Genomic DNA, 13,157 nt, shown 5'->3' with positions numbered 1-13,157 from the left:
TTCTTTTTACTTATTATCTTGTTTTTTGGCTTGCTCTTTTGCTAAATCAGCACAACGTCCAGCCTTTAAAACCGAGCTGGCTGCTGCATGGCCCACAAGTTTTTCCGCCAATCTTGCCGTATCCATCGCCTTTAAGAGATCAATACCTGTATCAATCCCCATTTCATGGAGCATATGAATCACGTCTTCTGTCGCTACATTTCCCGAAGCGCCGGGTGCGAAAGGACAGCCGCCAAGACCGGCAAAAGCGCCATCAAATACAGTAATGCCTGCTTGCATCGCTGCGACAATATTCGCCAGAGCCATGTCTCGTGTATTATGAAAATGCATAACCCAACTGACCTGCGGATATTTTTCTACCATATAACTACCAAGTTCATAGACTTGATGCGGATTGGCCATACCAGTCGTATCAGACAACGATAATTCGGTAATTCCTAATTCTAAAAAGCGTTTTACAACATTCTCAACTTGCTCTACAGGCACTTTTCCCTGAAAAGGACAACCAAAAGAAGTAGAAATTGCGCCAGACACTTCCATGCCGTTTTTCTTGGCAAAAGTAACACATTCGCCAAAACCATCCATCATCTCCAAGGGTTTTTTATTAAAGTTATTAATGCAATGAGCTTCACTTGCGGAAACAGTCAACTTTACTTTTTTAATACCTGCCAAAAAAGCTCTTTCCACGCCCTTAAAGTTCGGAACAAGGACGCGATATTCTACGCCGTCTACTTTTTCCATTGCTTCTACCAGCTTGCCCGTATCTGCCATGGCTGGAACGGCCTTGGGATGTACAAAAGAACCTACTTCAATAATTTTCACGCCTGATGCCACGACAGAATTTAATAGCTGTAATTTTTCTTCAACACTAAATAATTTCTTTTCATTTTGCAGCCCGTCACGTAGGCCTACTTCACAGATTGTAACTCTTGCTGGCCACTGAATTGTTTTTTCCATACCGGGTCATTCCTTCCAAAGAAAATTTAAACATCGTCTTAGAAACGTTAAATAATGCCTTTGTCTTTTAACTCGCTAACATCTTTGCTTGCTAGGCCGAGCAATTCGCTGTATACTTCTTCGTTATGCTCGCCTAACTTCGGTCCAACCCATTTCACTTCTCCGGGAGTTGCGCTCAACTTAGGTACAATGCCAGGCATTTTTATAGTGCCAAAATCAGGGTGAGGCATTGCAAGAATGTTTTCTCTCGCTGCATAGTGAGGATCGGCAAAAATATCTTCCATGCTATAGACAAGACTTACAGGCGCACCGGCTTCATCAAGAATCGCTTTTACGTCCTTATACTCATGGCTTCCCATCCAATCGTTGACGATTTCTTCCACCAAAACATTGTTTCTTACGCGAGCGCCATTTGTATTAAAACGTTCGTCCTGCAGCAGATCGTCTCTGCCAATGCCTTTTGCAAAATACTCGAAAGTCCGATCCGTACTACAAACAAGCACGACCCATTTGCCGTCTTTTGTTTTAAAGGTCCCGGAGGGACTTGCCGAACCACTGATACTCGGTCTTCTTTCCGTGATCTTGCCAGCAATATCAAAATTAGCGACGGCGCCTTCTAACATACGGAAAATGCTTTCATAAAGGCTAAGATCCACTTCTTGCCCTTCACCAGTCTTATCGCGATGATGAATACATACCATAGCTGCATAAGCTGCATATATTCCCGCTAAATAATCGCACAGAGAAATCGGCGGATTGACAGGCGCGCGATCAGGGTAGCCTGTCAGATAAGTTAAGCCAGAAAAAGCCGTTGCTGGCGTACCAAATCCCGCCAGTTTATGATAAGGACCTGTCTGACCGTAGCCGGTAATACGAATCACGATAATTTTCGGATTTGCCTGTTTTAGTGTGGCAAAATCCAGGCCCCATTTATCAAAGGTTCCGGTCCGAAAATTTTCTATGATAATATCGCTTTGCGCCACAAGCTTCAAAAATAGTTCCTTGCCTTCTTCTTTGCGCAGATCCAAGGTAATACTGCGTTTATTTCTGGCGAATGTTGCCCAGCGTAGTGATTTTTTTTCATATAAAGGCCCCATATTGCGTCCGCTATCGCCACTTCCAGGCATTTCTACCTTTATTACATCGGCGCCAAAATCACCAAGCAGCGAGGCGCCAAAAGGGCCTGCAATAACGGTAGAGGCGTCAAGCACTCTGATTCCTTCTAATGCACTTGCCATAATTCATCCACTCCCTCATTCTTCCATCAAAAATCCATCACCATATTACAAAAGCAAAAAGCATGCCAAGAACAAAATGTGTGAACTAAAAAATATATGAATGCCTAAATACGTTGATTTTACTTGGTTTTAGATTGAATCGCCAATTGCAAATTTTCTAATATAATTGCTTTATTCGGTAAATTTTATTATAATTGTTGCTAAATATGATGCAATTCGTTGCATTTCGTTCTTAAGTGAGGCGTTATGGTAAAAATTCTATTTTTAATTCCGTCTGAAGCGATGGTCACAGATATCCCGCAAGTTCTTTCCGCTTCTTCTCCCTCTATTATTTTAGAAATTATAAATCCCCGCGAAGCAACGGAGGTTGTCCAACAACATATTGCCAAAGGAGTAGAGATCGTAGCAGCCAGACCAGTTACTGCCACGGCCCTCCGAAAAGCGAACTTAAACATTCATGTTGTTACGATTCCGATCACCAGCTTTGATATTATTAGAGCAATTAACGGCGCGAAGGTGCAGGGAAAAGCGATTGCCGTTGTCGCTCATGCCGCCATGGTATTAGGTATTGATTTTTTAGCCAAAGAACTGGATGTAGAAATTCGCCACTATGTTACAAGCTACGGAGAAGATTACGAGCAGGTTATTCTCCAAGCAACCGCCGAAGGAGCTGAAGTCATTTTAGGCGGCGCTCTGGCTGTAAAAGCAGCCAAAAAGCACAATATTCCTTGTTCATTGATTCCTATCGGCAGCGAAAGTTTACTACAAGCCGCGCAGGAAGCGCTGCAACTACAAACCGCCTTAGATTTGGAGTCTGCCAAAAGAGGTTTTTTAACAACCATTCTCGACCATACCCGTGACGGCTTTATTACGATTGATCAACAGCAGCATATTACAGCCTTCAATCCTATCGCCCAAAGAATTTTAAAAATTCATAAGAAAAACGTTTTGGGAAAACACTTGCAAGACATTCTCCCGCAAATCCCCTTAGATGAAATTACTTCACAGCACAAAGCATCCGTACCAAAATTACTCGACATGAACAGTAATAAAATTTTATACGACTGCGTCCCCATTATTATTAAAGGCAAATCCTTCGGCTCGGTCATCACCTTACAAGAAACACGAAAAATCCAACAAATGGAGGCAATGATCCGTAAAGAAATCTACGCCCATGGCCATGTCGCCAAGTTCTATTTCGATAATATTTTCGGGCAGAGCCCAGCCATTATCAAAACCATAGAGGCAGCAAAGGATTTTGCAGCAACCAATTCCAGCGTCCTCATTTTAGGCGAAACAGGAACAGGAAAAGAAGTATTTGCGCAAAGCATTCATAATGCCAGCAAACGTGCCAGCGGCCCCTTTGTCGCCATCAACTGCGCTTCACTGCCGGCCCAGCTGTTGGAAAGTGAGCTCTTCGGTTATGTCGGCGGCGCTTTCACCGGGGCTAATAAAGAAGGCAAGGCCGGTTTATTCGAGGTAGCCCACGGCGGCACACTTTTTCTCGACGAACTGGGCGAAATGGACTATATTAACCAGGGAAGGCTCCTACGCGTTCTCCAGGAAAAAGCCGTCGTAAGACTTGGCAGCTATAGCGTAACGCCTGTCGATGTACGATTGATTGCCGCGACTAATAAAAACCTAGAAAGCTTAGTAACCGAAAATAAATTCCGCTCCGATCTTTATTACCGTTTAAATGTACTTCGCTTAGAACTGCCTCCCCTCAAACAAAGGAAAAGTGATATTGGCCGTTATGCTCAAGAATTTCTCCAGGAATTTTCCCAAGAAAATCATAAAGACCTTACCTTACTGCCTGATGCATTAAAATTTCTGGAGCAATATTCCTGGCCAGGAAATATTCGCGAGTGCCGTAATGTAATGGAGCGCCTTGCCGCCACAGTAAAAACAGCCAAAATTGATAAATCCATTGTCGCCGAAATGATTAAAGGCGCCCCAGTTCCCGCTCCTGTCGCCTCTACACGCGAACAACGTGTAAAAGCTGAAATTTTAGCCGCACTGGAGGAAACCAAGGGAAACTATACTGCTGCAGCTAAACACCTTGGCATCAATCGCACCACTTTATATCGCCGTATGGAAAGATTAAATATCACATATTAAATAAAGAAGCAGCCAAATCAAGAGGTGCTATCCTCATTGATTTGGCTGCTTCTTTATTTAGTTTAGCACATTTTTTAATAGCTGCCGTAAAAACCAAAAATAAAAACGACTAACAGCGCCACACCGATGCCTAATGAATAGGCAATTAGCTTTTTCTCGATTGGCTGAAGATCAAATTATTTTCTAGCCCAAGCCGCAATGCTGCTAATGTCTTGCGGTGTTGTGCGACAGCAACCGCCAATAATCCTGGCTCCTTGTTGATACCACTCATAGGCACTGTCGCCGAAGGTACGGCCATCAGAACTGCCATGCCAAGTTTTATCCGTAGCATCATATTCTTCACCAGAGTTAGGATACAAAAGAATCGGTTTTGATGTATTGGCAGCAATCTCAGCAATCAACGAAGGGATATACTTAGGCGCGGTACAATTGATCCCAATCGCACTGACCTGTGGCTGTGTTTCCAGCCAAGCAGCACAATCAGCCACTCGTTCGCCACTGCTAATATGTAAGCTATCTTTTGCCGAAAAGCTAACCCAAGCCGACATTTCAGGATATTCCTTAAGCAAATTAGCCAAAACTTTGGCCTCAGCTAAGCAAGGAATCGTTTCGCAAGCCAAAAGATTCGGCCTACCTGCTATTAATAGCTCTAATCTCGGCTTATGAAAAGCAGCTAGTTCGGCTTCGCCAATGGTATAATCGCCACGATACTCCGATCCATCGGCCAGAAAGGCGCCATAAGGTCCTACCGAAGCGGCCACTAAAGGTTTAGGACGCTTCTCTGTTTGATGTTCCGCCCAAAAAGCGTCACGAGCTTCCACTGCCAACTGAACGGCTAAACGAATTAAATCAGCCGCCTCCGTTTGGCTAAAGCCTTTACGCATAAAACCTTCGATGGAGGCTTGATAGCTGGCGCTGGTAGCGCAATCAGCTCCGGCCTGAAAATAGTCTAGATGGACTTTCTTGATCAGCTCGGGCTGCTCGAACAAGACTTTAGCAGACCAAAGCTCATCATTCAAATTACAGCCATTTCGTTCTAATTCTGTAGCAAAAGCGCCATCTAGAATCATGACAGGAAATTTATCTAAAATACTAGCGATAGGATTCATCGTTTTATCAACTCTCCTTAAATAGACTGTTACGCCTCAATTTCTATTGCATTCTTATCCCTAAAGGCACTATCCATATTACCAGACTGTAATACAAGAAGCAAACTATGACAATTGAAGTTACGAGTCCTTATAGAATAGCCTACCTATAGGTAAGCTGCATAGAAGAAAAAGGTCAAAGCTACGGTTAAGAGCAGCTTTGACCTTTCAATACATGACTTTTCTATTAGAAAAATTTCAGAACTATTATTTTGCGTCTTCTACCAGTTTTGTCGAAATACCTTCGGCATGCTGCTGGCGAATGGAAATCCAAGTACGAACCGCATCAGCCACAACAAAGACGATGAGTACCACCATAATGGCACTAGCTGCTGCCAAGAGATAATTGTTTTTCGGCAAATAGTTATCAACAATATTCAAATACCCAGCGGCAATTGTCGTGATGCCCAAGAAGGTCATGGGAATAATTGTCGTCCAAGTGTATTTGTCTTTACCCATTCTAAAGAGCACCGTCGTACCAATTGCCAAAGCCATGGTCGCTAGCAGCTGATTGGCTACACCGAAGAGCGGCCAAATGGTGGAAATGCTGCCGCCATATACAAGATAGCCCCAAGCAAAACTCATTAAGGCACTAGAAATGACGATACCAGGGAACCAATGTACATCACCGAATGGTTTGTAAATTTTACCGCCAATATCTTGAATCAGATAACGACCAGCACGAGTTCCCGCATCAATCGTTGTTAAGATAAAGAGGGCTTCAAACATGATGGCAAAGTGATACCAGAAGGACATGAGACCTTTCAAACCAGGGATGTTGGAGAAAATATGAGCCATGCCCACAGCCAAGGAAACAGCGCCGCCAGGACGACCAGCAACATCTTCGCCCACCATCTGGCTAAGCTGATGCAATTCTACAGGGGTCATACCCAGTTTTGCGAAAGCTTCCACTGATACATTGATTGCAAAATAATCGGCCGGAATCATGCTAGTAGCTGCAATAAGAGCCATTAAGCCAACAAAGGATTCAGTCAGCATCGCACCGAAGCCGACAGCTTTCATATCCAGTTCGTTCGTAAGCATTTTCGGCGTTGTGCCAGCACTAACCATCGCATGGAAACCAGAAATAGCACCGCAAGCAATCGTAATGAACACGAACGGCCAAACCGGACCAGGGATAATCGGACCGCCGCCGCCAGCAAACTGCGATACAGCAGGCATATGCAGCGTAGGCTGTACAATAATAATGCCTAGGGCCAAAGCGGCAATCGTACCGACTTTCATGTATGTTACCAAATAGTCGCGAGGAGCTAACAGCAGCCATACAGGAATCGTACAAGCAACGGCACCGTAAACAGCAAGGATAATACTGAGTTGAGTCCGTTCAAAGATAAAGTAAGGAGCCAATGAAGAATCCTGTACCCAAGAACCAGCAAATACAGCAAACAGAATCAAGGATACGCCGATAATCGTAGCTTCCCGAATCTGACCGGGACGCAAAAAGCGAAGATACACGCCGATAAACAGAGCAATCGGCAGAGTCATAAATACCGTAAAGGTGCCCCAAGGGCTGTGGTAAAGCGCATTAACTACGGCAATAGCCAAACCAGCCATCGTAATAATCAAGATAAAGAGTACCGCAATGGTGGTAGCCCAACCAGATGCTTTACTGATTTCCAGCTTAGCAATCTCGGCAATGGACTTGCCGCCATGACGAACTGAGCAAAATAGAACTACCATATCATGGACTGCACCGCCAAGGACAGCGCCAATTAAGAGCCATAAGGTACCGGGAAGATAACCGAACTGCGCTGCTAGCACAGGACCAACTAGTGGGCCAGCGCCGGCAATTGCGGCAAAGTGATGTCCAAAAACTACAAATTTGTTAGTAGGCACGAAATCGCGGCCATCACTGTATTTCACAGCAGGTGTAACACGATTGCCATCAAGGGTAAGCACTTTCGCCGCCATAAAGGCGCCATAATAGCGATAGGCCAAAGTAAGAACGAGAGCAGCAATAATAACAAGATAAAGACCATTCATAACCATTATTTTTTCCTCCTCTTAGAATCAATAAATTCGAAACCGTAAGAATAATTCCACAATCCGTATTTTACTGTTTTTACTGAATCTTAACTACAAAAATCCTCTAAGGAGAAGAAAAAGCAGGCTCATCGGAAATATGAGCCTGCCAGTGGAAAAGAAAACAGCCAGAAATCTTGCTTTATTTCAGACCGAAAATCTCTTTGATCTCTTTGATTTTTGTTTTGCTTACAGGAATCTCAACAGCGCCAGCCGAGTTTACTTTAAGCCAATAGGTCCCTTTGAACCAGGGAATTACTTCTTTTACTTTATTCAAATTCACAATATAACTTTTATGAACCCGGAGCAGTTCTGTCCCTTTCGTCCGCTCTTCAATTTCTGCCAGCGTCCCCTGATAGCCATACTGCTCTTTAGCCGTAACCAGCGTAACAAGACCACCCTCTGTGGTCACATAGACAATGTCATCATAGTGAATCAAGACGATCTTGCCATTTTTCTCAGCTGGCAGTTTGTTAAGCGCCACTTTCTGCGTTTCAATAGCCGCATCAATTCGCTGTCCCGCCGCCTGCCATTCCGCTGTTCGGTATGTTTTCAACCGCTTAACAGCGGCATGAATCCGCTCTACTTCAAAAGGCTTTAACACATAATCGACAGCACCGATTTCAAAGGCCTTAATGGCATAGTCGTCATAGGCTGTGGCAAAAATAACAAGAGTCTCCGGCAAAATCTTTCGAATCACAGCAGCTGCCTCTAAGCCGTTCATTCCGCGCATGGCAATATCCATAAAAACCACATGAGGCTTTAAATCAGCCGCTAGCGAAATAGCGGCAGCGCCGCTGTCAGCCTGTCCTACTACGTCAATCCCACTTGCCAACGACAGCAGATAGACGAGTTCATCACGAGCTGGCGTCTCATCATCAACTACAAGTGTTCTAAGCACAATCCTCTACCTCCTTATCAAGGCACTTCGGAAAATACATGCGTACCGTCGTTCCTATCCCGACTTCGCTTTCTAGTTGAATGCCATATTTATGCCCATACAGACCGCGCAACCGCTCATGCACATTCACAAGGCCAATCGCCTCACTGGCACTTTCCTCCAAAGGATTCACAATCGTCAAATCCATGCCCACGCCATCATCAATGATTTCCACAATCACATCGTCGCTAAGCATGCGAACCCGCAGAATAATCTTACCGCCAGCTTCCTTCGGCTGCAATCCGTGCTTAATCGCATTTTCCACCAGTGGTTGGATGCTCAGCGACGGAATCAAATAATGATCGCTATGATGATCAATTTCTTTTACCACAAGCAGCTTGTCACCATGCCGGGCCTGCTCAATCGTTAGATAACTTTCTACCTGGGCAATTTCTTCAACAATGGGAATCATTTTCCCCGTCTTGTGTAGCGTAAAGCGGAATAAGGCTGCTAAATTAGCGAGAAGCCCTCGCGCCTGCTCCGGCTTTGTTCTCACCAGAGATGTAATCGTATTTAAGGTATTAAAGAAAAAATGCGGATTAATCTGCGCGTACAGAGCCTTTAATTCCGAACGAGACGCCAGCTTCGCCTGACGATCAATTTCCGTAAGCTCTAGCTGTGTAGAGAAAAGCTGCGCCAACCCTTCCGCAAAGACAATATCCGAATGAACGACAGCTCGCTCTGCCGTATAGTACAGTTTTAATGTGCCAATTACCTCGCCAGCCTGTACTAAGGGAACGACAACCGCGCTGGCCAGCTTACACTGCGGCCGCGAACAGCCAATCTCACTTTTTTCCTGAGCCACAATCGGTGCGCCTGTCGTAAGCGCTTTTCGCGTAATTTGCGTCAACTTCGATAAATGAGGCGCATGATGATCCGCTTCGGCGCCGACATAAGCCAGCACCTGCTCCGTATCCGTCACAGCCACAGCGTTATAATCGGCAGCCTCATAAATAATTTTAGCTGTAGCCAGCGCCGACTCGCTGTTTAACCCCCGTCGAAGATAGGGCAACGTTTTGGCGGCAATATTCAAGGCCTTCTGCGATTTTTCCGCACCAATCTTATCTTGCACCGTCATCGCCGTCTTAATGATTACCATAAAAATCGCAACGCCTGTACCATTTACAATCGTCATAGGCACAGCAATTTCACCAACAAGTTTTGCCGCCAATTCATAGGGCGTCGCCGTGAGCAAAATAATGCCCATCTGCATCGCTTCGCCCAAAAAACCGCCAACAAAAGCTACCCACAATGGGAGTGGCTTTCGCGGATAGAGCTGATAAATTAATCCAGCCAAAATTCCCTCGCAAATACTAGAAAGAGTACAAGAAAACGCCGTGAACCCACCGAGAAAATACCGATGTCCCCCGGCAATCATCCCAGTAAGCAGCCCCACTACAGGGCCACCGACAAATCCCGCTGCCATAACACCGACAACACGAAAATTCGCCAAAGCATCATCAATGGGAATCCCCGCGTAGGTTCCAAAAATCCCAATCGCCCCAAACGCAGCGCTCACCAATAATTTATCCTGCCACTGACTTTGTCTGTAAACAATCCGGCGAAACAGCTTAGTCTGCGATAATACAAAAGCCAGCGTCGCCGCCAGCGTCATCCGCTGAAAGAGTTCAAAGAGCAAACTTATATCCATTGACTTCACCTCAAAAATTAAAAGCTCTATTGGAAGAGTACCACGAAACCGTACCATTGACAATGACTCTGCTGAAAGAGGATTTTACCACAAAGGTAGGGAAACCTATAGACGATAAATCGAAAAGTTGGTGAAGGAATTGGATATACAAACTCTTTCGGCGCTCATTGCTGGTGAACTGAGATTAAAACAGCATCAGGTCAGCGCTGCTGTTACCTTATTAGATGAAGGAAATACACTTCCCTTTATCGCCCGCTACCGTAAGGAAGCTACCGGCGAGCTTGATGAAGAACAGCTCCGTCAAGTCGAAGAACGCGCTCAATACTTACGCAACCTGGCGAAGCGGCGCGAAGATATTCTCGCAAGTATTACCGAACAAGGTAAATTGACTGAGGAGTTAGCAGCAGCGATTCAGGCCTGTACGAAACTGCAGGAATTAGAAGATCTCTATCTCCCCTTTAAACAAAAAAAACGTACCAGAGCGCAGATTGCCCGGGAGCGCGGCCTAGAACCGCTGGCACAAACCATCCTGGATCAAACGCTCACATCAGGCGATCCTTTAGCAGTAGCTGCCCCCTATATAAATGAAGAGAAAGAAATTCTGACCGCCGAAGATGCCCTGGCGGGCGCGCAAGATATTATTGCCGAACAAATGAGCGAGCGAGCTGATATTCGCGCTAAACTTCGTGCCAGACTTTGGAATGATGCTGCCATTGCCACAAAGCTTACGGGCAGCGATGAAGACGGCAAAGAATTTATTATGTATAAAGACTATAGTGAACCAGTGAACCGGATTGTATCACATCGGATTTTAGCAATTAACCGCGGCGAAACGAAAGAAATCCTCAAAGTACAAATTGAGGCGCCTCACGATAAATACATTGAGTATCTTTGCCGGGAAATCATCAAAAATCCGTCTATTTTCAGCGAAATCATCACCGCTGCTATCACTGACGGCTATAAACGTTTACTCTTGCCCGCCTTAGAGCGGGAACTTCGCTCACGCCTTACAGAACTCGCTGAAGCGCAGGCTATCAAAGTCTTTGGCCTCAATCTACGGCAACTGCTATTACAGCAGCCGCTGGCAGGCTATACCGTAATGGGCCTTGACCCCGGCTTTCGCACTGGCTGCAAAATGGCGGTCGTAGCCCCTACTGGACAAGTCTTGGAAACAGCTACACTCTATATTACCCATAGCGATAATCAAAAACAGCAAGCTGCCGATAAAATTCTCGCCGCAATTCAAAAACACGGCGTGAATCTTCTCTCGATAGGTAATGGCACGGCGTCTTATGAAACCGAAGAGTTTGTAGCAAAACTAATTGCTGATCACAATTTATCGGCCCACTATCTCATTACAAATGAAGCAGGCGCTTCGGTCTACTCAGCCTCCAAACTGGCCAGAGAAGAAATGCCGGATCTTGATGTATCCCTGCGGGGCGCGGTATCCATTGCCCGCCGAATCCAAGACCCTTTAGCCGAGCTTGTAAAAATCGATCCAAAATCGATTGGTGTCGGCCAATATCAACATGATGTCAATCAAAAAGAACTAACCCAGACACTAGCTCATGTCGTTGAATCCAGTGTAAATCATGTGGGCGTAGAACTAAATACCGCTTCGCCGGAGCTCTTAAAATATGTGGCAGGCGTCAGCGCTGCTGTGGCCAAAAACATCGTTGTCTACCGGGATGAACAAGGTGTATTCAAATCCCGCAAAGAGCTATTAAAAGTAGCTAGACTTGGCCCCGCTGCCTTTACGCAGTGCGCTGGCTTTCTGCGTATCCAGCAAAGTAAAAATCCTCTAGATAATACGCCGGTTCATCCCGAATCCTATGAGCTAGCCGAAGCCATCTTAAAAGAACTGGGCCTTACGCCCAAAGAATTATCGCGTAAGGAAATCCAGCCGCTAATCCAGCAAAAATGTCAGGAAGCCGATGCTACGGCCATCGCGGCCAAGCTCAGTGCTGGCGAACCGACAGTTCGGGATATTCTAGCAGCTCTGGCCCGCCCCGGTCGCGACCCTCGCGAAGATCTGCCGAAACCGTTAATTCGCAAAAATATCGTAAAGCTTTCTGATATTCAAGCAGGCTCTCTCGTGCAAGGCGTTGTTCATAATGTAACAGACTTTGGCGCCTTCGTTGATATTGGCATTAAAATTAAAGGCCTAGTGCATCGCTCTGAACTAAGTAACAAACGGTTTCGCCACCCTATCGACGTGATCTCCGTTGGTGATATTGTGACCTGCTTAGTGCTGAGTGTTGACGAAAGTAGAAATCGGATCGGACTCAGCATCAAACAAGTAAAAGAAGAAAAATAACAGCTTAAAATTGAAAACAGAACAAGGGCTATCGTACTCCGTGTTTTCTCTGAAACCCACGGTTTGTGCGATAGCCCTTGTTGCTATTAGCGCGCTATTTTTATTACTTTTCGTGTAAGCGAATGAAACAAGCCTTTTGTAAAAACTCAGTCAGTTGTTTCCCTGATGCTTCCAGCGACAGGATCTGCGTTTCATAGATAGAACGTTTTTCCGTCGAAGTGAGTAACGGTAAATTCGCATAAGCACTCGCGGCCGCACCTTGAATGCCCGCCCCCAAGGCCGCCGCAGCTCCCGACACTTCACTGACTAGCGGCGCGGCAATCGTTGAGACAACTTTTTCCGCCAACTGCAACGCCTGCAAACACGAAGACGCAATCGTCAGGGGAACTTCAATGGCGCCGCAAACGGCCTCTTCTAATTCCGCTTCCACTGGGGTAGTTTGCATTTTCTCCTGTGCCGCCAGTACCGCCGCAAAAGCTGCCGAGTCCTGATCAACAAGACGCAATAGCCATTGGTGCAAGGCCCTCAGTTCCGGCAAGAGTTGCATTCTCTCTCCATTCGTAATTTTTTGCTGATGGGCAGCGAACGTTTCACCGCCTGTTGCCATTTCTAACAAACTAATGCCTAAAAGTCCCATAACGGCCGCTGCGCTGCCGCCTCCCGGTCCTGTCGAAAAATCAGCAAGACTTCGCGCAAAATCGCGAACCGACAAATTAATGTAATCCAAAATACACCATCCTATTCC

At 45.6% G+C, this 13,157-nt stretch carries 9 protein-coding genes; 2 read left to right on the top strand and 7 right to left on the bottom strand.

The annotated features are described in order from the left end of the window. Nucleotides 1-6 precede the first annotated feature (6 nt). Both AC0NJP_RS07965 and AC0NJP_RS07960 read right to left on the bottom strand, forming a co-directional pair. Nucleotides 7-957: a hydroxymethylglutaryl-CoA lyase gene (locus AC0NJP_RS07965; RefSeq protein WP_474699413.1), complete on the bottom strand. Its 951-nt coding sequence runs from the start codon at nt 955-957 to the stop codon at nt 7-9. A 47-nt stretch (nt 958-1,004) separates the two neighbouring features. After that, nucleotides 1,005-2,195, bottom strand: coding sequence for a CaiB/BaiF CoA transferase family protein (locus AC0NJP_RS07960; RefSeq protein ID WP_474699412.1), 1,191 nt, complete (start codon nt 2,193-2,195; stop codon nt 1,005-1,007). Nucleotides 2,196-2,441: 246 nt separating this feature from the next. Here AC0NJP_RS07960 and AC0NJP_RS07955 point away from each other — a divergent pair, with 246 nt between their 5' ends. Further along, nucleotides 2,442-4,313, top strand: coding sequence for a sigma 54-interacting transcriptional regulator (locus tag AC0NJP_RS07955; protein ID WP_474699411.1), 1,872 nt, complete (start codon nt 2,442-2,444; stop codon nt 4,311-4,313). Nucleotides 4,314-4,489: 176 nt separating this feature from the next. On the opposite strand, the gene mmuM is transcribed toward AC0NJP_RS07955, so the two are convergent. From mmuM to AC0NJP_RS07935, 4 genes are all read right to left on the bottom strand, one after another. Next, nucleotides 4,490-5,422 carry a homocysteine S-methyltransferase gene (mmuM, locus tag AC0NJP_RS07950; RefSeq protein WP_474699410.1) on the bottom strand — a complete coding sequence of 311 codons (933 nt, stop codon included), beginning with the start codon at nt 5,420-5,422 and terminating at the stop codon, nt 4,490-4,492. 246 nt (nt 5,423-5,668) lie between these two features. Further along, nucleotides 5,669-7,465 carry a carbon starvation CstA family protein gene (locus AC0NJP_RS07945; protein ID WP_474699622.1) on the bottom strand — a complete coding sequence of 599 codons (1,797 nt, stop codon included), beginning with the start codon at nt 7,463-7,465 and terminating at the stop codon, nt 5,669-5,671. A 181-nt stretch (nt 7,466-7,646) separates the two neighbouring features. Beyond that, entirely contained in the window at nt 7,647-8,405 is a 759-nt protein-coding gene (locus AC0NJP_RS07940) for a LytR/AlgR family response regulator transcription factor (RefSeq protein ID WP_474041120.1), read from the bottom strand. Beyond that, entirely contained in the window at nt 8,398-10,095 is a 1,698-nt protein-coding gene (locus AC0NJP_RS07935; protein ID WP_474041121.1) for a LytS/YhcK type 5TM receptor domain-containing protein, read from the bottom strand. Before AC0NJP_RS07935 ends, AC0NJP_RS07940 begins: the two co-directional genes overlap by 8 nt. Nucleotides 10,096-10,234: 139 nt before the next feature. Between AC0NJP_RS07935 and AC0NJP_RS07930 the strand changes: the two genes are divergently transcribed. Then, entirely contained in the window at nt 10,235-12,412 is a 2,178-nt protein-coding gene (locus AC0NJP_RS07930) for a Tex family protein (protein ID WP_474699409.1), read from the top strand. A 103-nt stretch (nt 12,413-12,515) separates the two neighbouring features. Here AC0NJP_RS07930 and AC0NJP_RS07925 read toward each other — a convergent pair whose 3' ends face one another. Further along, the gene (locus AC0NJP_RS07925) at nt 12,516-13,139 is read right to left on the bottom strand and encodes a cyclodeaminase/cyclohydrolase family protein (RefSeq protein WP_474699408.1); all 624 of its coding nucleotides are present in this window, start codon (nt 13,137-13,139) and stop codon (nt 12,516-12,518) included. Nucleotides 13,140-13,157 lie beyond the last annotated feature (18 nt).

The sequence above is a fragment of the Pelorhabdus sp. sgz311002 genome, assembly GCF_056134285.1.
The sequence above is the reverse complement of the archived record's forward strand: the minus strand, read 5'-3'. Positions and strand labels throughout refer to the sequence as shown.

Coding starts and splice junctions, on each gene's coding strand:
- AC0NJP_RS07965 (WP_474699413.1), bottom strand. CDS start 957: ATGGAAAAAACAATTCAGTGGCCAGCAAGAGTTACAATCTGTGAAGTA.
- AC0NJP_RS07960 (WP_474699412.1), bottom strand. CDS start 2,195: ATGGCAAGTGCATTAGAAGGAATCAGAGTGCTTGACGCCTCTACCGTT.
- AC0NJP_RS07955 (WP_474699411.1), top strand. CDS start 2,442: ATGGTAAAAATTCTATTTTTAATTCCGTCTGAAGCGATGGTCACAGAT.
- mmuM (WP_474699410.1), bottom strand. CDS start 5,422: ATGAATCCTATCGCTAGTATTTTAGATAAATTTCCTGTCATGATTCTA.
- AC0NJP_RS07945 (WP_474699622.1), bottom strand. CDS start 7,465: ATGAATGGTCTTTATCTTGTTATTATTGCTGCTCTCGTTCTTACTTTG.
- AC0NJP_RS07935 (WP_474041121.1), bottom strand. CDS start 10,095: ATGGATATAAGTTTGCTCTTTGAACTCTTTCAGCGGATGACGCTGGCG.